Raw genomic sequence first — 24,452 nt, 5'->3', positions numbered from 1 at the left:
AGCGGGGGCAATGTCAGAGCTGACCCTGACGGTCATGCGGTTGGGTTTCCTAGCCGTTCTGTGGCTGTTCGTCATCGTGGCCGTCCAGGTCATCCGTAGTGACCTCTTCGGAACGCGCGTCACGCAGCGCGGCTCCCGCCGCGGCAGCGCGGGCGCGGGCACCCCGCAGCAGCCGGGGCGCCAGGCCGCCGCGCCACCGCAGCAGCGCCAGCGCCGCGGTGCGCCCACCAAGCTGGTCGTGTCCGAGGGCACCCTCACGGGAACCACGGTGGCCCTCGCCGGCCAGACGATCACCCTGGGCCGGGCCCACGACTCCACGATCGTGCTGGACGACGACTACGCGTCCAGCCGCCATGCCAGGATCTATCCCGACCGTGACGGCCAGTGGATCGTCGAGGATCTCGGGTCCACCAACGGCACGTATCTCGACCGGACCCGGCTGACCACCCCGACGCCCATTCCGCCGGGCGCCCCGATCCGCATCGGCAAGACCGTCATCGAGCTGCGGAAGTAGTACGAGAATGAGCGAGCGGAGCGAGCGAGCCGCGGCGATCCGTCCCACCGAGGACACGGACCCGAGCGCGCTCCCGACCGGAGGGTGGGCAGTGTGGCTCGAGACCGGTTGTACCCGGAGGCAGCAGCGTCGACAGGGCAGGTACACATGAGTCTGTCCCTGCGGTTCGCCGCCGGATCGCACAAGGGCATGATCCGCGAGGGCAACGAGGATTCCGGCTACGCCGGCCCCCGTCTCCTCGCGATCGCCGACGGCATGGGAGGCCAGGCCGCCGGTGAGGTCGCGAGCTCCGAGGTGATCTCCACCCTCGTGCAGCTCGACGACGACGTCCCGGGCTCCGACATCCTCACCTCCCTCGCCACGGCCGTGCAGCGCGCCAACGACCAGTTGCGCGTCATGGTCGAGGAGGACCCACAGCTCGAAGGCATGGGCACCACCCTGACCGCCCTGCTGTGGACCGGTCAGCGCCTCGGCCTCGTCCACGTCGGCGACTCCCGCGCCTACCTGCTGCGCGACGGCGTCCTCACGCAGATCACCCAGGACCACACCTGGGTGCAGCGGCTCGTCGACGAGGGCCGCATCACCGAAGAGGAAGCCACCACCCACCCGCAGCGCTCCCTGCTGATGCGCGCGCTGGGCAGCGGCGACATCGTCGAGCCCGACCTCTCCATCCGCGAGGTCCGCGCCGGTGACCGCTACCTGATCTGCTCCGACGGGCTCTCCGGCGTCGTCTCCCACCAGACCCTGGAAGAGACCCTCGCCGACTACCACGGCCCCCACGAGACCGTGCAGGCACTCATCCAGCTCGCCCTGCGCGGCGGCGGCCCCGACAACATCACCTGCATCGTCGCGGACGTCCTCAACACCGACAGCGGCGACACCCTGGCCGCCCAGCTGAACGACACCCCGGTCGTCGTCGGCGCGGTCGCCGAGAACCAGCACCAGCTCTTCGACGGCAACGCCATGCAGACCCCGGCCGGCCGCGCCTCGGGCCTGGGCCGCCAGGCCCCGCCGCCCGCCGGTGCCTTCGGCCCTCCCGGCAGCGGCGAGTCCCCCGGCTACGGCTACGGGGACCAGGGACAGGGCGGCGGCGGATACGGCAGCTTCGGCGAAGCCGACGCGCACGCCTACGACTCCGACGGCGGCTACGAGGACACGTACGACAAGCCCCGAAGGCGCCGTAGCAAAGGGCGCAAGTGGACCACCCGCACCCTGACCCTGCTCCTCGTCGTCGGCGTCGTCGGCGGCGGCCTCTACGCGGGCTGGCGCTGGACCCAGACGCAGTTCTACGTCGGGGTCAAGGGCGAGCACGTGGCGCTCTTCCGCGGCATCAGCCAGAAGCTGGGGCCGCTGGAGCTCTCCAAGGTGGAGACCGACCGCCCCGACATCGAACTGAAGTACCTGCCGCCCTTCAAGCGCAAGCTCGTCGAGGACACCATCAGCGAGAGCAGCCTCGACGCCGCCCGTGAGAAGCTCGACGGCCTCGGCCTCCAGGTTTCCGCGTGCAAGAAGGACGAGGAACGCCGCAACGCCGAGGCGCAGGGCCAGACACCCGGCACCACGCTGTCTCCCCAGGAGCAGCAAGTGGTCAGTTTCTGCGGAAAGCAGTAGACACCCGCGGGCACAGGGGGCCTGCCACACCATGAGCGTTGTCACCAACACGACCACCATCGGCGCCATCGAGCTGCCGAGCCGGCGGAACACCGAGCTGATGCTGCTCGGCTTCGCCGTGGTCATCCCGATCTTCGCCTACGCCAACGTGGGTCTCGCGATCAACGGCAGCCTGCCGCCCGGCATGCTCCTGTACGGCCTCGGCCTCGGCGCCCTGGCCGGGGTCGCGCACCTCGTCGTGCGCCGGTACGCCAAGTACGCGGACCCGCTGCTGCTGCCGCTGGCCACGCTGCTCAACGGCCTCGGGCTCGTCCTCATCTGGCGGCTCGACCAGTCCGAGCGGCTCCAGAACCTCGCCAAGCGTTCGTACGGCGCGTTCTCCCCCTCCGCGCCCAACCAGATGCTCTACACGGCGCTGGCCATCGCCCTGTTCGCGGCCGTCCTGCTGGTCCTCAAGGACCACCGCGTCCTGCAGCGGTTCACCTACATCTCGATGGTCGCGGCCCTGGTGCTGCTCCTCCTGCCGCTGGTCCCCGGCCTCGGCGCGGACGTCTTCGGCGCCAAGATCTGGATCCGCGTGGCCGGATTCTCCATCCAGCCCGGTGAGTTCGCGAAGATCGTCCTCGCGGTGTTCTTCGCCGGCTACCTGATGGTCAAGCGCGACGCCCTGGCCCTGGCCTCCCGCCGGTTCATGGGCCTCTACCTGCCGCGCGGCCGCGACCTCGGCCCGATCCTGGTGATCTGGGCGATGAGCCTGCTCATCCTGATCTTCGAGAACGACCTCGGTTCCTCGCTGCTGTTCTTCGGCATTTTCGTGATCATGCTGTACGTGGCCACCGAGCGGACCAGCTGGATCGTCATCGGCCTGCTGATGTCGGTCGGTGGCGCCGTCGTGGTCGCTTCCTTCTCCAGCCACGTCGGAGCCCGGGTCAGCGCCTGGCTGGACCCCTTCGGCTGCTGGCAGCGCAACGGCCTCGACGCCGGCGCCTGCGAGCAGATCGCCCAGTCGATCATGAGCTTCGGCTCCGGCGGAGTCCTCGGCGCCGGCTGGGGCCAGGGCAACTCCGACCTCATCGGCTTCGCCGCCAACTCCGACTTCATCTTCTCCACCGTCGGCGAGGAACTGGGCCTCACGGGCGTGATGGCCTTCCTGCTGCTCTACGGCCTGATCATCGAGCGGGGCGTCCGCACCGCCCTCGCCGCGCGCGACCCCTTCGGCAAGCTCTTCGCCATCGGCCTCTCCGGCGCCTTCGCGCTCCAGATCTTCGTCGTCGCCGGCGGAGTCATGGGCCTCATCCCCCTCACCGGCATGACGATGCCCTTCCTCGCCTCCGGCGGCTCCTCCGTCCTCGCGAACTGGATCCTCGTCGCCGTCCTCATCCGGATCAGCGACACCGCACGCCGACCTGCCCCGGCCCCCGCCCCGTCCCCCGACTCCGAGATGACCCAGGTGGTCCGCCCGTCATGAACAAGCCCCTGCGCCGCATCTCGCTGTTCTGCGGGCTGCTCGTCCTCGCGCTGCTGATCCGGACCAACTGGCTGCAGTACGTCCAGGCCGAGGAACTCAGCACCCGCAAGGAGAACCGCCGGGTCCAGATCGCCCAGTACGCCACCGAGCGCGGCAACATCATCGTCAAGGGGGGCGAGCCGATCACCGGCTCGGCGGTCACCGACGGCAGCGACTACAAGTACAAGCGGACGTACATCGACGGCCCCCTCTGGGCCCCCGTCACCGGCTACGCCTCGCAGGCCTACGGCGCAACCCAGCTCGAGTCCCTCGAAGACCAGATCCTCACCGGCAACGACGACCGGCTCTTCTTCGACCGCACGATCGGCATGTTCACCGGCGAGAAGAAGCAGGGCGGCAACGTCGTCACCACGCTCAACCCCGCCGCCCAGAAGGCCGCCTTCGCCAAGCTCGGCGACAAGAAGGGCGCGGTCGCCGCGATCGACCCGCGCACCGGCGCCATCCTCGCCCTGGTCTCCACCCCCTCGTACGACCCGTCCAGCTTCGCGGGCAACTCCAAGAACGACGAGAAGGCCTGGGTCTCGCTGAGGGACAGCGAGGACAAGAACCTCGTCAACCGGGCCCTGCGCGAGACCTACCCGCCCGGCTCCACCTTCAAGGTGGTCACCGCCGCCGCGGCCCTGGAGCACGGCGTCGTCACCGACATCAACGCGCCGACGGACACCCCCGAGCCGTACCTGCTGCCCGGCACGCAGACCCCGATGGTCAACCACGCGTCCGGCTGCGAGAAGGCCAGCCTCAACGACGCCCTGCGCGTCTCCTGCAACTCCGTCTTCGCGAACCTGGGCGACAAGGTGACCCGCGACAAGATGGTGCAGACCGCCGAGAAGTTCGGCTTCAACAACGACAAGATCGACACTCCGGTCCGCGCCTTCGCCAGCGTCTACGACAAGAAGATGGCCAAGGACGGCAACGCCCAGAGCGCCATCGGCCAGTTCAACACCGCCGCCACCCCGCTCCAGATGGCCATGGTCACCGCCGCGATCGCCAACGACGGCAAGCTGATGAAGCCGTACATGGTCGACCAGCTCACCGCCCCGAACCTCGACGTGATCGAGAAGCACGACCCGCAGGAGATGAGCCGGCCCCTCTCCGCCGCCAACGCGCAGAAGGTCCAGGAGATGATGGTCAACGTCGTCGAGAAGGGCACCGGCACCAACGCCAAGATCAAGGGCACCAAGGTCGGCGGAAAGACGGGCACCGCCCAGCACGGCGAGGGCAACAAGAAGCGCCCGTACGCCTGGTTCATCTCCTACGCGGAGAACCCCGACGGCACCTCGCCCGTCGCCGTCGCCGTCGTCATCGAGGACAGCGGCGCGGACCGCGAGGACATCAGCGGCGGCGGCCTCGCCGCCCCCGTCGCCCAGGCCGTCATGGAAGCCGTACTCAAGAACCAGGGATGACCGAGGGACCGGAGGCGAGCAGTGGGGCGACCCACAAGTGACCTGCATCACTGCTCCCGTCCGGATCCGAGCGTACGGTACCGGTCCGGTATCAGCCTGTGGTCGCGAACCGATCACTGACGATCGGCCGGTAGCCTTTGCGCGAACAGCACACCGCCGGACCACACACAGGTGCGGTCGGGACTGACGGAGAGGGCTGCACGTTATGGAAGAGCCGCGTCGCCTCGGCGGCCGGTACGAGCTGAGCCACGTGCTCGGCCGTGGTGGCATGGCCGAGGTCTACCTCGCCCACGACACCCGGCTCGGCCGTACCGTCGCCGTCAAGACCCTGCGCGCCGACCTCGCCCGCGACCCGTCCTTCCAGGCCCGGTTCCGCCGCGAGGCCCAGTCGGCCGCGTCGCTGAACCACCCGGCGATCGTCGCCGTCTACGACACCGGCGAGGACTACGTCGACAACATCTCCATCCCGTACATCGTGATGGAGTACGTCGACGGCTCCACCCTGCGCGAACTCCTGCACTCCGGCCGCAAGCTGCTGCCCGAGCGGACCCTGGAGATGTGCATCGGCATCCTCCAGGCCCTGGAGTACTCCCACCGCGCCGGCATCGTCCACCGCGACATCAAGCCGGCCAACGTCATGCTGACCCGCACCGGCCAGGTCAAGGTCATGGACTTCGGCATCGCCCGGGCCATGGGCGACTCCGGCATGACCATGACGCAGACCGCGGCCGTCATCGGCACGGCGCAGTACCTCTCCCCCGAGCAGGCCAAGGGCGAACAGGTCGACGCACGCTCCGACCTGTACTCCGCCGGCTGCCTGCTCTACGAGCTCCTCAGCGTCCGGCCCCCGTTCGTCGGCGACTCCCCCGTGGCCGTCGCCTACCAGCACGTACGGGAAGAACCGCAGCCGCCCTCGAACTTCGACCCCGAGATCACGCCCGAGATGGACGCCATCGTCCTCAAGGCCCTGGTCAAGGACCCCGACTACCGCTACCAGTCCGCCGACGAGATGCGCGCCGACATCGAGGCCTGCCTCGACGGCCAGCCCGTCGCCGCCACCGCGTCCATGGGGGCGGCCGGCTACGGCTACCCCGACCAGGGCCACGGCTACGGACACCAGGGCTACGACCAGCCCACCACCGCCCTGCGCACCGCCGACTCCGGCCAGACCTCGATGATGCCGCCCATGCCCCCGGGCGACGGCGGCTACGGGTACGGCGAGCAGGGCCACGGCGGCTACGACCAGGGCCCGCACCGCCGCCAGAAGAAGAGCAAGGCGTCCACGATCCTGCTCGTGGCGGCCGGCATCCTCGTCCTCGTCGGCGCGATCCTGATCGGCCGCTCCCTGTCCACCGGAGGCGCCGACAACCGGCCCGCCGTGCCCAAGCTCGTCGGCCAGACCCTCGAGCAGGCGCAGAAGAGCGGCGAGAACGTCGGGCTCAAGATCGAGAAGGAAGCCGACGTCCCCTGCAAGGGCCAGCCCAAGGGCAACGTCTGCTCGCAGAACCCGGAGGCCGGCACCAAGGTCGACGAGGGCTCCCCGGTCAAGGTGAAGATCTCCTCCGGCTCGCCCAAGGTGTCGGTCGGTGACGTGCTCACCATGAAGTACGAAGAGGCCGAGAAGCTCCTGAAGGACAAGGGCTTCCAGGTCGAGCGCAAGCCCCAGGAGTCCGAGCGGACCCCCGGGACCGTCATCGACCAGAACCCCAAGAGCGGCACCGAGGCGGAAGAGGGCTCCCTCATCACGCTGACCGTCGCCAAGGAGCAGTCGAAGGCGCAGGTCCCGGACCTGATGGGCAAGACGAAGGAGCAGGCGGCCAAGCTGCTCTCGGACGTCAAGCTCAAGCTCGGCAGCACCACCGAGACCGAGTCTCCCGGGGCCGCCCCGAAGACGGTCATCGCGCAGCAGTTCGCGGCGGGTGAGCAGCTGGAGGTGGGCAAGACGGTCAACATCACGATCGCCAAGGCCGCCCAGCAGACCCAGGTTCCGCTGCTGGCGGGCAAGACCGTCGGCCAGGCGAAGGACGAGCTCCGGCGCGCCAACCTGACCTTCGGCGCGGTCCTCGGGGGTCCGACGGACGACAAGGCGATCGTGGTCGCCTCCGACCCGCCCGTCGGTACCCCGGTCAACACGGGCCAGGCGGTCAACGTGACCACCATGGCGGGCCCGGACGGCGGGAACAACGGCGGGAACGGCGGCAACGGCGGCTTCTTCGGAGGCCTCACCGGCGGCGGCCGCTAGCGCCCGCCCCGCACACGGAAAAGGTCCGGCCCCTCCTCGGGTGCCGGACCTTTTGCGTGGGGCGCCACAGCCGCCCCCAGGGGCCTCGCGGGGCCTTCCGGGAAACCCGGAAGGCCCGGGTCAGCGCAGTTCGGGGGGCAGCGTGCGCTGCGCGTCCACCTTGTCCGTCCGCACCAGCTCGCCCCACACGATGTACCGGTACTTCGAGGTGTACACCGGGGTGCAGGTCGTCAGCGTGATGTACCGGCCCGGAGCCGTCTTGCCCGACTCCTTCGGGACCGGGTTGATCACGTCCACGTTGTACTTGGACGTCTGGCGCAGCTCGGCGAAGACCTTGTACACGTACCAGGTGTCCCGCGTCTCGAAGACGATCGCGTCGCCGTTCTTCACCTTGTCGATGTTGTGGAACTTGGCCCCGTGTCCGTCCCGGTGCGCGGCGAGGGAGAAGTTGCCCTTCTCGTCCCACGGCAGCGCCGACTTCACCGGCTCCGTGTAGTACCCCGCCACCCCGTCGTCGAGGACGTCCGGCGCCGTGCCCGCCTTGACCAGCACCTCGCCGTTCTTCATGGCCGGTACGTGCAGGAAGCCGACGCCGTCCCCGGTGTCCAGCGCTCCCGGCTGGACCGGCCCGGAGTCCGCGGAGGGCGTCTGCCACTGCTGGCGGACCTGGTCGCCCCGGGCCGACGCGTTCCGGTCGGCGAGCACGTTCGTCCACCACAGGGAGTAGGCCACGAACAGGGCCAGTACCAGGCCCACCGTGATCAGGACCTCGCCCAGCAGGCTCAGGAAGCCGGCGAGCACACTGCGGTGAGGAGGCGGCGCGGCGGCGCGGCGGCGGGCACGAGACACTGCTGATTCGTCCTTACGAGGGCTACGGGCTGTCCAGCGCGGGCGGCGGGCCCTGGCTGCGGGGGCGTTCGTCGGCCATCCTGCCCCATACGATCATCCGATAGGTGCTGGTGAACTCGGGGGTGCAGGTCGTCAGCGTGATGTACCGGCCCGGAGCCGTGAACCCCGACCCCTCCGGCACCGGCTTGAGCACCGCCACGTTGGTCGGCGGCGTCTGCGCCAGCGCCGAGGTCATCTCGTAGGTGTAGTAGGCGTCCCGCGTCTCGACCACGACGGGGTCCCCGGGCACCAGCCGGTTGATGTAGCGGAAGGGTTCACCGTGCGTGTTCCGGTGCCCCGCCACCGCGAAGTTCCCCTGCGGGTCCGCCGGCATCGCCGTCTTCAGCGCACCCTCGCCGTAGTGCCCGACCAGCCCGCGGTCCAGCACCTTCGGCTTGCTGATCCCCTCCGCCACGGGCACCTTCACGTCCAGCTTGGGGATGTGCAGGATCGCGAACCCCTGCCCCGGCTCGAACGCCGACACCGGCGGCGCGCCCGCCGCGCCGCCCGGGTCGCGCTCCCACGTCTGCTGGAGCGAGCCGGCCGCCCCGTTCGCCGTCCGCTCCGCCAGGAGGTTCGTGTACCAGAGCTGGTAGGCGACGAACAGCAGCATCACCAGGCCCAGCGTGATGAACAGTTCCCCGCCCAGCCTGCTCGCGACGACCAGCGGGCCGCCCGACACGGGCCGCCTGCGCCGCCGCCCGCCCCGCCTGCGCGTTCGCCTGGCGGCCCGTTTCGCGGCCTCCTGGGCCGCCCTGCGCCGCGCGGCCCGGCCCTGGGTGGGCGCGGACGGCGCGACCGCCGTCACGCGACGGCCTTGCCCACCACCGGGGCCAGCCCCACCGAGCGCTCCACGGCACCCGCGTCACCGCACCGCACCAGCCAGTTCGCGAGCATCCGGTGGCCCCATTCGGTCAGCACCGACTCGGGGTGGAACTGCACGCCCTCCACGTCGTGCTCCCGGTGGCGCAGCCCCATGATGATCCCGTCCTCCGTCCGCGCCGTGACCTCCAGCGCGTCGGGGAGGGTCTGCGGCTCGGCGGCGAGGGAGTGGTAGCGGGTGGCGGTGAACGGGGAGGGCAGTCCCTCGAAGACCCCCAGCCCCTCGTGCACCACGGGCGAGGTCTTGCCGTGGAGCAGCTCGGGGGCCCGGCCCACGACCCCTCCGTAGGCGACGGCCATCGACTGCATGCCGAGGCACACGCCGAAGACCGGGACGCCCGTCTCCGCGCAGTGCCGGACCATGTCGACACAGACGCCCGCCTCTTCCGGCGTGCCCGGGCCCGGGGACAGCAGGACGCCGTCGAAGCCGTCCTGCGCGTGCGAGAGTTCCACCTCGTCGTTGCGCAGCACCTCGCATTCGGCGCCGAGCTGGTAGAGGTACTGGACCAGGTTGAAGACAAAGCTGTCGTAGTTGTCCACAACCAGAATGCGCGCGCTCACGGAGTGACTCCCGATCCCTCGTCCACCGTCACATCGTTGAACGGGAGGAGCGGCTCGGCCCACGGGAAGACGTACTGGAACAGCACGTACACCACCGCGAGGACCAGTACGAGTGAGATCAGCGCGCGAACCCACGCGTTGCCCGGCAGATGCCGCCAGATCCAGCCGTACATTCCGTCTGTTTCCCTTTTCCGTCCACGATCGTTCCCGCACCGCAGGGGCGGTACGCGAACAGACTAAAGGCAGCGGCCCGGGCAGGTGGGTCAGCTCGGCAAACCCTCCGGCCGGCCCTGCGCCGCGGACCGGGTCCCGGTCAGCTCGGCCCAGACGACCAGCCGGTGGCTGTGGCCCCACTCGGGATCGCAGGTCGTCAGCGTCAGGTACCGGCCGGGGGCGGTGAACGGGGATTTGAGCGGAACCGGGTCGACCACCCCGACCTCGGTCGGCAGCGTGCGCAGCGGGCCGCCCCTGATCGTGTACGTGTACCAGGTCGTCGCGTCCTTGAGGATCACCGCGTCGCCCGCGCGCAGCCGGGGGAAGTCCTTGAAGGGGTCTCCGTAGGTCCGCCGGTGGCCCGCGACCGAGAAGTTCCCGGTGGCGCCGAGGCGCGCGGTGCCCTCGTAGTGGCCGAGGCCCTTCTTCAGCAGCTCGGTGCCCGTGCCCTCCAGGACGGGCTTGTTCCAGTCCGGGCCGAAGCGCGGGATGTACATCTCGGCGAAGGCCCGGCCCGCGGGGTACGCCGCCGGCTCCGGCACGGGCTGCGGCTGCGGGGGCGCCGGCTGCGGGGCGGCCGCGGGCGCCGCCGACCAGCGGTCGCGCAGCCGCTCCATCTCCCCGTCCATGGCCCGGTCCGCCTTGACCCCGGTCCACAGCAGTACGTACGCCACGAACAGCACGATCAGCGTGCCCGCCGTCAGGCACACCTCGCTGAACGTCCGTACCACCAGGCGCAGTACGACGTCAGGGCGTGGGCGTTCAGGGCGTGGCCGCCACCGGCTTCGCATAGTGGAGGTCCACTGTGCCGGAGTAGCCGGGAAGTGTCAGCGCCTTGTGCTCGTCCACTTTCCAGCCGAGGCCGTACGCATTGACGTACAGCTGGTAGTTCTGCAGGGCGGGGGAGGCGGCGAGGGCCTTGCGCAGCGCGCCCGGGTCGCCGACGGCCGAGATCTTGTACGGGGGCGAGTACACCCGGCCCTGGAGGATCAGGGTGTTGCCCACGCAGCGCACGGCGCTGGTGGAGATCAGCCGCTGGTCCATGACCTGGATGCCCTCGGCGCCGCCCTGCCACAGTGCGTTCACCACGGCCTGGAGGTCCTGCTGGTGGATCACCAGGTCGTTGGGCTGCGGCTCGGGCACGTTGGGGATGCGGGCGGTGGCGTTCGGCGGGGCGTCGTTGAGGGTGACGCTCAGCCCCTTGCCGGACAGTTCCTCGGTGCCGGCGGCGGCGCGCAGGGCTGCCATCTTGGCGTCCTCGGCCTTGGTCCGGCCGTCGTCGCGCTCGGCGAGGGCGTCCACCCGGGTGCGGACCGGCCCGAGGCTCTCCTCCAGCTCCGCGTTGCTCTGACTGCGCTCCTCGATCAGGTCGGACAGCTTGAGGAGTGACGCGTCCGTGCGGATGTTCGTACCCTTGGAGGTGTTGAAACTGGTGACGAAGATGAGGCCCGCCAGGGCGAAGACGGCGGCCGTCAGCAGCCGGACCGGCCTGGCCCGGCGACGGGGACCCGCGGAGGAGTCGTCGGAATCGCTCAACGTACCCTTCTCCTTCAACGCCACAGGTCCACTACGCTAACGGACGCCCGGGGCAGGCAAGGTCCCCAGCGCATCGACAGGAGAGCCCCTCGTGCCGAAGTCACGTATCCGCAAGAAGGACGACTACACGCCGCCGCCGGCGAAGCAGGCGCAGACGATCAGGCTGACGAACCGCAGCTGGGTCGCCCCGGTCATGCTGGCGTTCTTCCTGATCGGACTCGCCTGGATCGTCGTCTTCTACGTGACCGATACCCAGCTGCCCATCGAGGCGCTGGGCAATTGGAACATCGTGGTCGGTTTCGGCTTCATCGCGGCGGGATTCGGCGTGTCCACGCAGTGGAAGTAGCACCGACCGGCCCCTGACGGAAGCTCTCCCCATGAGTTATCCACAGCGTCATCCACACCTGAGGAAAAGACAGAAGATCTGTGGATAACTCTGTGGAGAGTTGACGCCGGTGTGATCAGGTGAGTGCCGCGAGTTCCACGGTCCGCGTCACGATCACCGCTGCCACCAGCAGGAACACCACCACACAGGTACCCCACTGGATCAGCGCGCGGTTCCTGCCGGTGGCGGGCCGGAGCATGCCCGCCCCCACCAGTGCACCGGTGATCAGACCGCCGACATGGGCCTGCCAGGACACGGTCAGCGCCCCGCCGCCGAGCGGCACGAAGGTCAGTACGAGCATCAGTACGACCATGATGACCACCGGCCGCATCTCGTAGCGCAGCCGGCGGGCCAGCACGACGGTGGCGCCGAGGAGCCCGAAGACGGCCCCCGACGCGCCGAGGGTCGGGGTGTTCGGCGCGGTCAGCAGATAGACGAGGGCGCTTCCGCCCAGGCCCGACAGCAGGTAGACGGCGAGGTAGCGGGCGCGGCCCAGCGCCGCCTCCAGCGGGCCGCCGATGACCCACAGGCCGATCATGTTGCCGATGATGTGCCACCACTCGACGTGCAGGAACACCGAGGTCAGCAGGCGGTGGTACTCGCCGGTGGAGACCCCCTCGATGGGGCCGCCGATGAACTCGCGGTAGCGGCCGAGCAGCTCCAGCTGGACCACGACGGCCGGGGCGACCAGGCCCACGAAGAACACCGCGGCGTTGATCCCGATGAGGATCTTGGTGACCAGGTGGGGATCCTCGGCCACCACCCCGCCCGCGAGGGTGCGCGGCGCGTTGGCGACCGGCCGGTGCCCCGTACCCGATCCCTCCCGGACGCACTCGGGGCACTGGAAGCCCACCGAGGCGCTGATCATGCACTGGGTGCAGATCGGGCGGTCGCAGCGGGTGCAGCTGATGCCCGTGTCGCGGTCCGGGTGGCGGTAGCAGCCCGGCAGACGGTCGGTGTCCATCGGTCCCCTCGGTCGGATCCGGTACGTATCGAGGACGGACGGGCGGGGCGGAAGGTTCCCGGCACCGGACCGGGCCCCGGGCGTCAGCGCTTCTCGACGGCCACGGAGTGGATGACCACGTCGTCGAGGGGGCGTTCGGTGCGCGGGTTGGTGGGGCTGCCGGCGATGGCGTCCACCACCGCCCGGCTGGCCTTGTCGGTGACCTCGCCGAAGATGGTGTGCTTGCGCGTCAGCCAGGCGGTGGGGGCGACGGTGATGAAGAACTGCGAGCCGTTGGTGCCCGGGCCGGCGTTGGCCATGGCCAGCAGGTAGGGCTTGGTGAAGGCCAGGTCGGGGTGGAACTCGTCGGCGAACTGGTAGCCCGGGCCGCCGGTCCCGTTGCCGAGCGGGTCGCCGCCCTGGATCATGAACCCGCTGATGACGCGGTGGAAGACGGTGCCGTCGTAGAGCGGGTCCGTGGTCTTCTGGCCGTCGGTGGGACGGGTCCACTCGCGGGTGCCCGTGGCGAGCTCGACGAAGTTCCGGACGGTCTTCGGAGCGAAGTTCGCCAGCAGCTCGATCTCGATGTCGCCCTTGTTGGTCTTCAGGGTGGCGTAGAGCTTCTCGGCCACGGATCTGCCTTCCATAGTCATCACTGTCGGTCCAGATCCTCGCACGGAGCGCTGCGACGCACAGAAAATCGTCCACCCGTATGCCCTGTCACGCATGCCCGGCAGCCGTATGGCAGGCATGATCCGACAAAGGGTGGAAAGGTGAACTGTGTCCGCCACCGAGGAGGAGGATCCCGTGACCGGCAAGGACAGCGTGCGCCTGGCAGCCGAGAGCGCCAGGGAGAGTGTGAGGCACGCGGCGGAAGTGGTGGCGCCGTACGCAGAGTCCGCCAAGGATGCCGCGGTGCATTACGCGCATGAGGCGAATGAGCGGCTGGCGCCGAAGATGTCGTACGCGGCCAACGAGGCCGCACGGCAGGCCCGAACGACCTACGACTGCCATGTGCATCCCCGGCTGAAGGCGGCGCGCACGCACGTGCCGCCGAATGTGGACCGGGCGGCGACGAAGGCGGTGAGGCAGACGCGCCAGGCCGCGCGGCAGGCGGCCGAGTACACCCAGCCGCGGATCGAGAGCGCGCTGGCGGCGGCTCAGCCGGTGGCCGAGGAGGCCGCGTCCCGGTCGACGGCTGCGGTGGCGGCGCTGCGCGGCCAGGTGACGCCGAAGGAGATCCGGCGGCTGGTGCGCCGACACGAGCGGCGGGCCCGTACGGGACGGCTGCTGAAGGGCGTGGCGCTGGTCGGACTGCTGGCGGGCGGCGCGTACGCGGCCTGGAAGTGGTGGGACCAGCAGTCGAACCCGGACTGGCTCGTCGAGCCGCCGGCGGCCACCGAGCTGTCCTCGCAGGACGCCGAGCCGGCGAGCTTCGACGACGAGCTGGCGGCGAAGGAGCGCGAGGCGGGCAACGGCACGGCGGAGGACAAGCAACTCTGAGGCGTGCGGCCCGAGAAGGGGCCCGGATCCCACTGGATCCGGGCCCCTTCTGCGTGAGCCTGCGGAACCTTTCCGGTCACAGCACTAGGGGAGGGTGAGGACCATGCCCGGGCGGATGAGGTCCGGGTTGGGGCCGACCACCTGCTTGTTCATGGCGTAGAGCTCGCGCCAGCGGGCCTCGTTGCCGAGCTCGCGGCGGGCGATCGCGGAGAGCGAGTCGCCGGGCCTGACGGTGTACGTGCGCTTCTTCGCGGCGGGCGCCGGCTTGACCGGAGCCGCGGGCACGGCCTTGTGCGCCGCCGAGCCGGGCGTCGGGGTGTGCGCGGCTCCGGGCCGGGCGGAGGCGGCCGCGGCGGGCTTCGGCGGCATCCCGGCCCGCTGGGGGGCGGCGGGCACGGCCTTGTGGGCGGCGGACGAGGGGGTCGGCATCGCGGGCGCCGCCTTGGGCGCGGGCTTGGGCGGCGCGGCCGCCGCCATGCGTTCGGCGGCCGCCCGGGTGGCCGAGGCGGCGTCGGCCGCCGGGCTCGCGGGAGGCTTCGCCGCCGCCGAAGCCTGCTGCTGGACCTGCTCCTTCGCCTTCTCGGCGGCCTCTTGACGCTTCTGCTTGTCGGACTTGAGGAAGTCGAAGATTCCCATGTCTGTACGCCTCCGGCGTGTGTTGCCCCCCTGGCGCGATGCCTTCTCCCACTGTCGGCCACCGGGCCCCGGGCGGCCCAGTGACTGCGCCATCCGGGGGACCGCCGAGGGCTCACCATCGGCTCACCGGAGGCTCGTCAGCGGCTCACCGGCCGGTCACTGGCGGGCGCGGCGCGCCGGGCGGGGGCTGTCGGAGGGGGTCCCCAGGCCGCCTTCGGCGAGGAGGCCGAGGACGCGCAGCAGGGTCGTGCGGTCGGCGTCGGTGAGGGAGGCGAGGGCGTCGGCGTGCACCTGGTCGACGATCCGGCTGCTCTGCTCCGCGACGGCCGCGCCCTTGTCGGTGACGGCGATGATCCGGGCCCGGCGGTCCTTGGTCGAGGGCCGGCGCTCGGCCAGTCCGGCCTTCTCCAGGGCGTCCACGGTGACGACCATCGTCGTCTTGTCCATGTCGCCGATCTCCGCGAGCTGGATCTGGGTGCGCTCCTCCTCCAGTGCGTGGACGAGGACGCAGTGCATGCGGGCGGTGAGCCCGATCTCGTCCAGCGCGGCTGCCATGCGGGTGCGCAGTACATGGCTGGTGTGGTCCAGGAGGAAGGAGAGGTCGGGTTCGGTCCGGGTGGGCGCCATGGCGGTCATGACTCCACTCTAATCTTCGATCCGAAAAATATGATCTGCAACGAAACTATCTGCTACGGTCACATCAGTCGCCCTCACTGACTGGAGAGACCGATGCCTGCCGCTTCCCCCTCCGCCACCGCAACCCCTTCCTCCTCTTCCGCCCCCGCCCCGGCCGGGCGCGAACAGCGCGGACTGCGCTCCCGCTGGACCGCCCTCACCGTGCTCTCCACGGGCATGCTGATGACGATCCTCGACGGCAGCATCGTCACCGTCGCGATGCCCGCCATCCAGAGCGACCTCGGCTTCACCCCCGCCGGTCTGAGCTGGGTGGTCAACGCCTACCTGATCGCCTTCGGCAGCCTGCTGCTCCTGGCCGGACGCCTCGGCGACCTCATCGGCCGCAAGCGGATGTTCCTGGCCGGGACCACCGTCTTCACCGCCGCCTCGGTGCTCGCGGGCTTCGCCGCCTCCCCCGCCGTCCTGATCGCCGCCCGCTTCCTCCAGGGCATCGGCAGCGCGATGGCCTCCGCCGTCAGCCTGGGCATCCTGGTCACCTTGTTCACCGCACCCCGTGAACGCGCCAAGGCGATCGCCGTGTTCTCCTTCACCGGCGCGGCCGGGGCCTCCCTCGGCCAGGTCCTCGGCGGGGTCCTCACCGACGCCCTCGACTGGCACTGGATCTTCTTCATCAACCTGCCGATCGGGCTCGCCGCCCTCCTGCTGGCCCGCCCCGCGCTCCCCGCCGACGGCGCCCGCGGCGGACCGGGACCGCGCGCGGGTGCCGACGTACTCGGCGCGGCCCTCGTCACCGCCGGGCTGATGCTGGGCATCTACACCGTGGTCGAGGTGGAGCAGTACGGCTGGACCTCCCCGCACACCCTCGGCCTCGGAGCCCTCTCCCTCGCCCTGCTGGCCGCCTTCACCCTCCGTCAGGCGAAGGCCCGCACCCCGCTGGTGCCGCTGCGGATCTTCCGTTCGCGGACGGTGGTGGGGGCGAACCTGGTCCAGATGCTGATGGTGGCCGCGCTCTTCTCCTTCCAGATCCTGGTCGCCCTCTACCTCCAGAAGGTCAAGGGCTACGGAGCCGCCGAAACGGGTCTGGCGATGCTCCCCGCCGCCCTGGTGATCGGCGCGGTCTCCCTCGGCGTCTCGGCCCGGCTGAACTCCCGTTTCGGCGAACACCGGGTCCTGCTGGCCGGCCTCGCCCTGCTCGCCCTGGCCCTGGGCCTGCTGACCCGGCTGCCGGTGGACGCCGACTACGTCACCGACCTGCTCCCCGTGATGCTCCTGGCGGCCGGCTTCGGCCTGGCCCTGCCGGCCCTCACGACGCTGGGCATGTCCGGCGCCGACCAGGAGGACGCGGGACTCGCCTCGGGCCTGTTCAACACCACCCAGCAGATCGGCATGGCCCTCGGCGTGGCCGTCCTGTCCACCCTCGCGGCCTCCCGCACCGAGTCCCTCGCCCGCACCGGCGCCACCCCCGCCGAAGCCCTCACCGGCGGCTACCACCTGGCCTTCGCCATCGGAGCCGCACTCCTCCTGACGGCGATCGCCCTGACGGCGACCCTGCTGCGGGCCGGGGCCCCAACAGCCCGCCGATGAGCCGCCGATGGGCCCCAGAGTGAGGTCTCGATGAGGCCGCAGACCCACCGCGCGACATGAAAAAATGACCCCCCTGACCGCGTTTACGCAGGTCAGGGGGGTCATTGAGAGTGGAGCCTAGGAGATTCGAACTCCTGACATCTGCCTTGCAAAGGCAGCGCTCTACCAACTGAGCTAAGGCCCCGTGAAACGGGCGTGACCGTACCCCGGCCGGGGAGTGGTCGTTCCGCAGAACAGAGTACCGGGTGTACCCCCTCATCCCGCAAAATGATAGGGACTCCCGCCCTGCGACCACGCTCCGTAAGATGCTCGCGAGGTTCGCACCAGCGAAGGGGAGTAGTAAGCGTGGACGCAGTACAGCAAGAGGCTACGGCCAGAGCCAGAGAGCTTCAGCGCAGTTGGTACGGGGAGCCTCTCGGAGCGCTCTTCCGCCGGCTCATAGATGATCTCGGTCTGAACCAGGCCCGCCTCGCTGCCGTCCTCGGACTGTCGGCGCCCATGCTGTCCCAGCTGATGAGCGGCCAGCGCGCCAAGATCGGCAATCCTGCCGTGGTCCAGCGCGTCCAGGCCCTCCAGGACCTCGCCGGCCAGGTGGCCGACGGGAGCGTCAGCGCGGCGGAGGCGACCGACCGGATGGACGAGATCAAGAAGACCCAGGGGGGCTCCGTCCTCAGCAACAGCGGACAGACCCCCACCAGCTCCGGCGCCCCCACCGTCAAGCGCGTCGTCCGTGAGATCCAGTCGCTGCTGCGCTCGGTCTCCGCGGCCGGTGACATCATCGACGCGGCGGACACCCTCGCCCCCAGCCACCCGGAACTGGCAGAGTTCCTCCGGGTGTACGGCGCGGGCCGCACCGCCGACGCGGTCGCCCACTACGAGGCCCACCAGAACTGACACGCAGGAAAGCGGACAACGGGTGACGGGGGACGGGCACAGCGATGGGTGAGGTCTTCGCCGGTCGGTACGAGCTGATCGATCCGATCGGGCGCGGTGGCGCGGGCGCCGTCTGGCGCGCCTGGGACCACCGGCGACGCCGGTACGTGGCCGCCAAGGTCCTCCTGCAGAGCGACGCCCACACGCTCCTGCGCTTCGTGCGGGAGCAAGCCCTGCGCATCGACCACCCGCACGTGCTGGCCCCGGCCAGCTGGGCGGCGGACGACGACAAGGTCCTCTTCACGATGGACCTGGTCGCCGGCGGTTCCCTCGGCCACGTGATCGGGGACTACGGCCCGCTGCCGCCCCGTTTCGTGTGCGCGCTGCTCGACCAGCTCCTGTCGGGGCTGGCGGCGGTTCACGCGGAGGGCGTCGTCCACCGCGACATCAAACCGGCCAACATCCTGATGGAGGCCACCGGAACCGGACGGCCGCACCTGCGGCTGTCCGACTTCGGCATCTCGATGCGCAAGGGTGAGCCCCGGCTGACCGAGACCAACTACGTGGTGGGCACGCCCGGTTATTTCGCCCCCGAACAACTCATGGGCGCCGAACCGGACTTCCCCGCGGACCTCTTCGCCGTCGGACTGGTCGCCCTGTACCTCCTACAAGGCCGTAAGCCCGACTCCCAGGCCCTGGTGGAGCATTTCCTCGCCCACGGCACCCCCGGCGCCCCGGAAGGCGTCCCCGCGCCGCTGTGGGACGTCCTGGCCGGTCTCCTCCAGCCGGACCCGCAGAGCCGGTTCCGTACGGCCACGGGCGCGCGCAAGGCCCTCGCCGAGGCGGTGGAGCTGCTGCCGCCGCCCGCTCCGGACGAGGGACCGGTGGAGGTGTTCGACCAACTCGGCCCGCTCCCTGCCGGTTTCGGCCCTCAGGGGCCCCAGAGCACGGCCGCGGTGACTCCCGAGGCGCCGACGGCCGCCGTCGTGCCGGGCGTTCCCACGGCCCCGGGAGCGTCCGCGCCGGGGTTCTCGGCCGAGGCCACCCGTACCGATCCGCGCGGCACGGGCGCGACGACGGCCGGGGGCCAGGGCGGTCCCGCCGCGGGCGCCACGGTTCCCGTGTACCCGGCCGCCCCCGCCCCGGCGGGCGCGTTCGGGCCTTCGGAGACGGGCAGTTTCCACCTGCCACCGCCAGTGGCGCCCGGCCCGGCGGCCCCGCTCCCCGAGCCCGTCACCGCCGCGCACCCCGTGGCCCGCACGGGCGGCGTCACCCCGCCCCCGGCGAAGGTGACGGCCGGGATCCTGGCCCTGGCGCTGCTCTGCTTCGCCGTGGGCACCTGGGCCCTCACCCAGCTGTAGCGCCCCGGCCGCGCCGCGCGAGCAGGATCCAGCCGCCGAGTACGAGCAGCAGCAGGGTCCCCGCGGAGAACCCGGCCACGGCCACGACGCGCATCACGGACTGCTCGTCCGCGGCCTCGGCGGCCTCCGGCGCCGTGAGGCCCTCCTTCGCGGCGGCCCGGTCCCGCTCGTCGACCCCGAACCCTCCGGCGGCCGGACTGCCCTTGTACGCGGGCGCCTTGGCGGGGGTGTTGGCGAGGTCCAGCCGCAGGGTCAGCGGCACGGGGACCGCGTCCTCGGTGAACTCGGCGACCTTGCCGCCCATCGTCACCGCGACGTAGTACCAGCCGGCGATCCCCACCTGCTGGAGGTCCCGGTCGGTGGAGAAACGGTTCTCGTACGCGACGGGCGGGGTCTTCTCCAGGGTGACCCCGGCCTGCTTGCCGTCGTAGGAGACGTCCTCGTACGAGACCAGGCTGCGGTAGGGGCTGTACAGGGACACGGTGAGCCCGTTGGAGGCGGAGGAGTACTGCTTGGTTACCTTGGCGGTGGCCAGTTCGGCGCTCAGGCCCAGCTGCTGGCCCCAGTCCACCGGGACCCGGTAGAAGCGGGTCTGCCCGGGCCGCATCTCGTCGCGCCATACCCCGGCGCCCAGGGCGCGGGCGTCGTTGAAGCCGGTGCCGCCGGTACGGGCCACCGGCTCGGTGCCGGGCAGGGCCGGGGCCCCCGAAGGCCAGGCGCTGGGTGCGGTGGTGGGGACGCCCGCGCCGCGGCCGGGCTCCCGCTGGACCTTGATCTCGAGCGGCCAGGGGCTCTGGTCGGAGCCCTTGGCCGCGGTGCGGGTCACCTTGGCGTAGTAGATGCCGGCGGGCGCGCAGTCGGCGTCCTCCGAGCCCCACCGGACACCGGCGGCGCTGATGGGCACGGGGTCGTAGCCGAAGCTCGCCCGGCCGGTGCTGCCCGGACAGGAGCGCCCCGCGGTGGTCATGATCTCCACCTCGATGCCGTCGCTGCCGGTCACCTTCGCGCCCAGGGCGGGGTTGACCACGGCGGAGACGTAGACGTTGGACTCGTCCTTCTCCAGGACGAGCCGGTACACGCGCTCCCCCGGGGCGATCGTGTCCTTGTAGACGCTGCCCGCCTCGATCTGCGGGGCGTCCGCGGTGGAGGGCTTGCCCTCGATCGCCTTCGCATCGTCCGCGGCGCGGTAGGTCGGGACCGGCTTCGGCGCCGTGCCCTCCGCGCTCGCCGTCCCCGGCAGACCGGCTGCCAGACCCAGGGCCGCCGCCCCCGCCACGGCGCCCACCCGCACTGACGTCCGTACCCGACCCATCACGTCCACCCCGACTTTGCTAGCGCAAGCCAAATCTTTGCATAACGTAACTTTTTGTCACAGAACAGCACAAAGCCCCGGCCGCAGCGGCAGCCGGGGCTTCATGGGATCAGCCTTCGGTCTCACACACCGGAACCAGAGGGCACGGAGTCAGTTGCCTCCGTCCACAGGTCCTGCTCGGCGCGGTCCGCCTGGATCTGGCGGTACACGAGGAGCCCGCCGATGGCGGCCAGTGCGACCAGGAGCAGCTTCTTCACCGCGCGACCTCGTCTTTCGTTGACGTAGGGGACTTCTGGCGCCCAACAATACACACCGGCCGATATCCGATCGGCGCTCATAGACCGACACTTGGCCGTCAGGTGACCGTACGACGAAGACCCCCAGGCCTTGGCCTGGGGGTCTTCGACACTGTGGGGCTAACAGGATTTGAACCTGTGGCCTCATCCTTATCAGGGATGCGCTCTAACCAACTGAGCTATAGCCCCATCCGCGCTGCGCGCTGACTCCTGAAGGTTAGCGCACGGAGCGGGTCCAGCCAAAATCCGTTCCCCGCCGACGTCCCCGCAGGTCAGTCAGCCGGTCACTCGTCCTCCGCGAGCGTCAGCTCCACACCGCCGACGAAGCCCGCCGACAGGTTGTAGATGAACGCGCCCAGCGTCGCCAGCGCCGTCGCCAGCACCACGTCGATCACCGCGATCACCGACGTGAAGATCAGTACGCGCGGCAGCGACAGGAACGACTGGAGGTCGAAGCCGTTGCTCTCGTTCGATCCGGTCGCCTCGCTGATCGTGCCGCCGACGGTCGAGAAGACGCTCATCGCGTCCATGACCATCCACAGCACCGCGGCCGCCACGACCGTGCAGATGCCCAGCGCGATCGACAGCAGGAAGCTGACCTTCATCACCGACCACGGGTCGGCCTTGGCCACCCGCAGCCGCGCCTTGCGCGTCCTGGGCGCCGTACGGGCTCCCGTACGCGGCTTGCGCTGCGCGGAGGCCGCCGAGCCGCCGCGCGGCGCCCCCGGGCCCGAGGGGGCCGCGTAGGCCTGCGGCGGCTGGTACGGCTGCGCCGTCCGGTCCTGGTCGGTTTCCGCACCGGCCTGGCGCTCCGGTTCTCGGGTATCCGTCACGGTTCCCCCCTGGGAGTCCGCGGCGGGGCCACGGGCACCGTTCGCTCCAGTCTCGGCCGGTCCGGCGCCCGTGGCTCCACTCACGACTTACTCCTCGTGCTCCCCCGCCGAAGGCTGCGTGCCCTCGGCGGCCTCGGCGGCCTGTCCGTCGGCTGCCTCGGTCCCGATCTCTGACTCGATCTCGTCGGCCTCGTCAGCTTCCTGACCGGCCTCGGCGTTACGAGCGATGCCCACCACGGCATCGCGCTTGCCCAGGTTGATCAGCTGGACGCCCATGGTGTCACGGCCGGTCTCCCTGACTTCGTTGACGCGCGTACGAATCACACCACCGCTGAGCGTGATGGCAAGGATTTCGTCCGTTTCGTCCACCACGAGCGCCCCGACGAGGGATCCGCGGTCCTCCACGATCTTGGCGGCCTTGATGCCCAGACCGCCACGGCCCTGGACCCGGTACTCGTCGACCGGCGTCCGCTTGGCGTAGCCGCCGTCGGTCGCGGTGAAGACGAACGTACCGGGCCGGACCACGCTCATGGAGAGCAGTTCGTCACCCTCACGGAAACTCATGCCCTTCACGCCCGAGGTCGCGCGGCCCATCGGGCGCAGCGCGTCGTCGGTCGCCGTGAAGCGGATCGACTGCGCCTTCTTGCTGATCAGCAGCAGGTCGTCCTCGGCGGACACCAGCTCGGCGCCGATCAGCTCGTCGTCGCTGCCGTCCTCCGTCTCCCGGAGGTTGATCGCGATGACACCACCCGAACGGGGCGAGTCGTAGTCCTTGAGCGCCGTCTTCTTCACCAGGCCGCCCTTGGTGGCCAGGATCAGGTAGGGCGCCACGTCGTAGTCGCGGACCGCGAGGATCTGCGCGATCTTCTCGTCCGGCTGGAAGGCCAGCAGGTTCGCCACGTGCTGCCCGCGGGCGTCGCGGCCGGCGTCCGGGAGCTCGTACGCCTTGGACCGGTAGACCCGGCCCTTGTTCGTGAAGAACAGCAGCCAGTGGTGCGTGGTGGAGACGAAGAAGTGGTCGACCAGGTCGTCCTGCTTCAGCTTCGTACCGCGCACGCCCTTGCCGCCGCGCTTCTGCGAGCGGTAGTCCTCGGTCTTGGTCCGCTTGACGTAGCCGCCGTGGGTGATCGTGACGACGATGTCCTCTTCGGCGATCAGGTCCTCGATGGACATGTCACCGTCGAAGGGCACCAGCTTGGAGCGCCGGTCGTCGCCGAACTTCTCGACGATCGCCGCCAGTTCCTCGCTGACGATGGACCGCTGGCGGGCCTCCGAAGCCAGGATGGCGTTGTACTCGTTGATCTTCGCCTGGAGCTCGTCGTGCTCGGCGACGATCTTCTGCCGCTCCAGGGCCGCGAGGCGTCGCAGCTGCATCTCGAGGATGGCGTTCGCCTGGATCTCGTCGATCTCCAGGAGGCCCATCAGGCCCTCGCGCGCGATCTCGACGGTGTTGCTGCGCCGGATCAGCGCGATGACCTCGTCGATCGCGTCCAGCGCCTTGAGCAGGCCGCGCAGGATGTGCGCGCGCTCCTCCGCCTTGCGCAGGCGGAAGCGCGTACGCCGGACGATGACCTCGATCTGGTGCTGCACCCAGTGGCGGATGAAGGCGTCGATGGACAGCGTGCGCGGCACGCCGTCGACGAGCGCCAGCATGTTCGCGCCGAAGTTCGTCTGCAGGTCGGTGTGCTTGTACAGGTTGTTCAGCACGACCTTGGCGACCGCGTCCCGCTTGAGGACGATGACCAGGCGCTGGCCGGTCCGCGAGGAGGTCTCGTCGCGGACGTCGGCGATGCCGCCGACCTTCCCGTCCTTGACCAGGTCCGCGATCTTCTGCGCGAGGTTGTCGGGGTTGGTCTGGTACGGGAGCTCCGTGACCACCAGGCACTGGCGGTTCTGGATCTCCTCGACCGCCACCACCGCGCGCATCGTGATGGAGCCGCGCCCGGTCCGGTACGCCTCCTCGATGCCCTTGCGGCCCACGACGAGGGCGCCGGACGGGAAGTCGGGGCCCTTGATCCGCTCGAGGAGCGCGTCGAGCAGCTCCTCGTGCGAGGCCTCCGGGTGCTCCAGCGCCCACTGCGCGCCGGCCGCGACCTCGCGGAGGTTGTGCGGCGGGATGTTGGTGGCCATGCCGACCGCGATGCCGGCGCTGCCGTTGACCAGCAGGTTCGGGAAGCGGGCCGGCAGGACCGTGGGCTCCTGGTTGCGGCCGTCGTAGTTGTCCGTGAAGTCGACGGTCTCCTCGTCGATGTCCCGGAGCATCTCCATGGCCAGCGGCATCAGCTTGCACTCGGTGTAGCGCATCGCGGCGGCCGGGTCGTTGCCCGGGGAGCCGAAGTTGCCGTTGCTGTCCACCAGCGGCATCCGCATCGACCACGGCTGGGCCAGGCGGACCAGGGCGTCGTAGATCGAGGAGTCACCGTGCGGGTGGTAGGTGCCCATGACGTCACCGACGACGCGGGCGCACTTGTAGAAGCCCTTCTCGGGCCGGTAGCCGCCGTCGTACATCGCGTACAGCACGCGCCGGTGGACCGGCTTGAGGCCGTCCCGTACGTCCGGCAGGGCGCGGGACACGATGACGGACATCGCGTAGTCGAGGTAGGAGCGCTGCATCTCCGTCTCGAGCCCGACGGGCTCGATGCGCACCACGGGCTGCTCCTCCGCGGGATTCTCTGCGGTAGGGGTGGTTTCGTCGGCCATTGCTGGTCAGAA

Annotated in this window: 23 protein-coding genes, 2 tRNA genes and 1 pseudogene; 10 read left to right on the top strand and 16 right to left on the bottom strand. The window is 70.3% G+C overall.

Going from position 1 to position 24,452, the window contains the following annotated elements; all coding sequences use genetic code 11:
• The first annotated feature begins 10 nt into the window (after positions 1-10).
• From AB0D94_RS01345 to pknB, 5 genes are all read left to right on the top strand, one after another.
• Positions 11-514: an FHA domain-containing protein gene (locus tag AB0D94_RS01345; RefSeq protein ID WP_362044045.1), complete on the top strand. Its 504-nt coding sequence runs from the start codon at positions 11-13 to the stop codon at positions 512-514.
• 147 nt (positions 515-661) lie between these two features.
• Complete coding sequence (locus AB0D94_RS01340) at positions 662-2,125, top strand: PP2C family serine/threonine-protein phosphatase (protein WP_362044043.1); 1,464 nt, start codon at positions 662-664, stop codon at positions 2,123-2,125.
• 31 nt (positions 2,126-2,156) lie between these two features.
• On the top strand, positions 2,157-3,593 hold the full coding sequence (locus AB0D94_RS01335; RefSeq protein ID WP_362044041.1) for an FtsW/RodA/SpoVE family cell cycle protein: 1,437 nt from the start codon (positions 2,157-2,159) through the stop codon (positions 3,591-3,593).
• Positions 3,590-5,056, top strand: coding sequence for a penicillin-binding protein 2 (locus AB0D94_RS01330; RefSeq protein ID WP_362044039.1), 1,467 nt, complete (start codon positions 3,590-3,592; stop codon positions 5,054-5,056). The genes AB0D94_RS01335 and AB0D94_RS01330 overlap by 4 nt, the downstream gene beginning before the upstream one ends.
• 205 nt (positions 5,057-5,261) lie before the next feature.
• The gene (gene pknB, locus AB0D94_RS01325; RefSeq protein WP_362044037.1) at positions 5,262-7,298 is read left to right on the top strand and encodes a Stk1 family PASTA domain-containing Ser/Thr kinase; all 2,037 of its coding nucleotides are present in this window, start codon (positions 5,262-5,264) and stop codon (positions 7,296-7,298) included.
• A 120-nt stretch (positions 7,299-7,418) separates the two neighbouring features.
• Here the strand turns inward: pknB and AB0D94_RS01320 are convergent, their stop codons facing one another.
• From AB0D94_RS01320 to AB0D94_RS01295, 6 genes and pseudogenes are all read right to left on the bottom strand, one after another.
• A complete protein-coding gene (locus AB0D94_RS01320; RefSeq protein WP_362044035.1) occupies positions 7,419-8,147 on the bottom strand; it encodes a class E sortase in 729 nt (242 codons plus the stop codon).
• Between the two features lie 22 nt (positions 8,148-8,169).
• Positions 8,170-9,009, bottom strand: a pseudogene (locus AB0D94_RS01315) (class E sortase); the annotation flags it as partial.
• Positions 8,991-9,629 carry an aminodeoxychorismate/anthranilate synthase component II gene (locus AB0D94_RS01310; protein ID WP_362044033.1) on the bottom strand — a complete coding sequence of 213 codons (639 nt, stop codon included), beginning with the start codon at positions 9,627-9,629 and terminating at the stop codon, positions 8,991-8,993. The gene AB0D94_RS01310 and the pseudogene AB0D94_RS01315, both read right to left, overlap by 19 nt.
• Positions 9,626-9,802 carry a hypothetical protein gene (locus AB0D94_RS01305; RefSeq protein WP_362044031.1) on the bottom strand — a complete coding sequence of 59 codons (177 nt, stop codon included), beginning with the start codon at positions 9,800-9,802 and terminating at the stop codon, positions 9,626-9,628. Before AB0D94_RS01305 ends, AB0D94_RS01310 begins: the two co-directional genes overlap by 4 nt.
• A 90-nt stretch (positions 9,803-9,892) precedes the next feature.
• Entirely contained in the window at positions 9,893-10,633 is a 741-nt protein-coding gene (locus AB0D94_RS01300) for a class E sortase (protein WP_362044029.1), read from the bottom strand.
• Positions 10,605-11,378, bottom strand: a complete 774-nt coding sequence (locus tag AB0D94_RS01295) for a DUF881 domain-containing protein (protein ID WP_362044028.1) — start codon at positions 11,376-11,378, stop codon at positions 10,605-10,607. Before AB0D94_RS01295 ends, AB0D94_RS01300 begins: the two co-directional genes overlap by 29 nt.
• 91 nt (positions 11,379-11,469) lie before the next feature.
• Here AB0D94_RS01295 and crgA point away from each other — a divergent pair, with 91 nt between their 5' ends.
• The gene (gene crgA, locus AB0D94_RS01290; protein WP_037797883.1) at positions 11,470-11,724 is read left to right on the top strand and encodes a cell division protein CrgA; all 255 of its coding nucleotides are present in this window, start codon (positions 11,470-11,472) and stop codon (positions 11,722-11,724) included.
• 115 nt (positions 11,725-11,839) lie between these two features.
• On the opposite strand, the gene AB0D94_RS01285 is transcribed toward crgA, so the two are convergent.
• Positions 11,840-12,727 carry a rhomboid family intramembrane serine protease gene (locus AB0D94_RS01285; RefSeq protein WP_362044025.1) on the bottom strand — a complete coding sequence of 296 codons (888 nt, stop codon included), beginning with the start codon at positions 12,725-12,727 and terminating at the stop codon, positions 11,840-11,842.
• Positions 12,728-12,810: 83 nt separating this feature from the next.
• Positions 12,811-13,338, bottom strand: coding sequence for a peptidylprolyl isomerase (locus AB0D94_RS01280; RefSeq protein ID WP_362044424.1), 528 nt, complete (start codon positions 13,336-13,338; stop codon positions 12,811-12,813).
• A 175-nt stretch (positions 13,339-13,513) separates the two neighbouring features.
• On the opposite strand from AB0D94_RS01280, the gene AB0D94_RS01275 reads away from it, so the two are divergent.
• Positions 13,514-14,209, top strand: coding sequence for a DUF5324 family protein (locus AB0D94_RS01275; RefSeq protein WP_362044422.1), 696 nt, complete (start codon positions 13,514-13,516; stop codon positions 14,207-14,209).
• An 84-nt stretch (positions 14,210-14,293) separates the two neighbouring features.
• Here AB0D94_RS01275 and AB0D94_RS01270 read toward each other — a convergent pair whose 3' ends face one another.
• A complete protein-coding gene (locus tag AB0D94_RS01270; RefSeq protein WP_362044023.1) occupies positions 14,294-14,845 on the bottom strand; it encodes a LysM domain-containing protein in 552 nt (183 codons plus the stop codon).
• A gap of 156 nt (positions 14,846-15,001) precedes the next feature.
• A complete protein-coding gene (locus tag AB0D94_RS01265; RefSeq protein ID WP_362044021.1) occupies positions 15,002-15,481 on the bottom strand; it encodes a MarR family transcriptional regulator in 480 nt (159 codons plus the stop codon).
• A gap of 93 nt (positions 15,482-15,574) precedes the next feature.
• Between AB0D94_RS01265 and AB0D94_RS01260 the strand changes: the two genes are divergently transcribed.
• Entirely contained in the window at positions 15,575-17,065 is a 1,491-nt protein-coding gene (locus AB0D94_RS01260; RefSeq protein WP_362044019.1) for an MFS transporter, read from the top strand.
• Between the two features lie 111 nt (positions 17,066-17,176).
• Here AB0D94_RS01260 and AB0D94_RS01255 read toward each other — a convergent pair.
• Positions 17,177-17,249 (bottom strand) — tRNA-Ala (locus AB0D94_RS01255).
• A gap of 161 nt (positions 17,250-17,410) precedes the next feature.
• Here AB0D94_RS01255 and AB0D94_RS01250 point away from each other — a divergent pair.
• Together AB0D94_RS01250 and AB0D94_RS01245 are read left to right on the top strand one after the other, a co-directional pair.
• The gene (locus tag AB0D94_RS01250) at positions 17,411-17,959 is read left to right on the top strand and encodes a DNA-binding protein (protein WP_362044017.1); all 549 of its coding nucleotides are present in this window, start codon (positions 17,411-17,413) and stop codon (positions 17,957-17,959) included.
• A 44-nt stretch (positions 17,960-18,003) separates the two neighbouring features.
• A complete protein-coding gene (locus AB0D94_RS01245; protein ID WP_362044015.1) occupies positions 18,004-19,299 on the top strand; it encodes a serine/threonine-protein kinase in 1,296 nt (431 codons plus the stop codon).
• Here the strand turns inward: AB0D94_RS01245 and AB0D94_RS01240 are convergent.
• From AB0D94_RS01240 to gyrA, 5 genes are all read right to left on the bottom strand, one after another.
• A complete protein-coding gene (locus AB0D94_RS01240; protein WP_362044420.1) occupies positions 19,286-20,611 on the bottom strand; it encodes a hypothetical protein in 1,326 nt (441 codons plus the stop codon). The genes AB0D94_RS01245 and AB0D94_RS01240 overlap by 14 nt on opposite strands.
• A gap of 122 nt (positions 20,612-20,733) precedes the next feature.
• A complete protein-coding gene (locus AB0D94_RS01235; RefSeq protein ID WP_208809277.1) occupies positions 20,734-20,868 on the bottom strand; it encodes a DLW-39 family protein in 135 nt (44 codons plus the stop codon).
• 154 nt (positions 20,869-21,022) lie between these two features.
• Positions 21,023-21,096 (bottom strand) — tRNA-Ile (locus AB0D94_RS01230).
• Positions 21,097-21,191: 95 nt separating this feature from the next.
• Positions 21,192-21,824: a DUF3566 domain-containing protein gene (locus AB0D94_RS01225; protein ID WP_362044013.1), complete on the bottom strand. Its 633-nt coding sequence runs from the start codon at positions 21,822-21,824 to the stop codon at positions 21,192-21,194.
• A 3-nt stretch (positions 21,825-21,827) separates the two neighbouring features.
• Positions 21,828-24,440: a DNA gyrase subunit A gene (gene gyrA / locus AB0D94_RS01220; RefSeq protein ID WP_362044011.1), complete on the bottom strand. Its 2,613-nt coding sequence runs from the start codon at positions 24,438-24,440 to the stop codon at positions 21,828-21,830.
• Positions 24,441-24,452 lie beyond the last annotated feature (12 nt).

The organism is Streptomyces sp. NPDC048255 (assembly GCF_040652415.1).
GTDB lineage: Bacteria > Actinomycetota > Actinomycetes > Streptomycetales > Streptomycetaceae > Streptomyces.
This window is presented reverse-complemented; position numbering and strand designations above follow the sequence as displayed.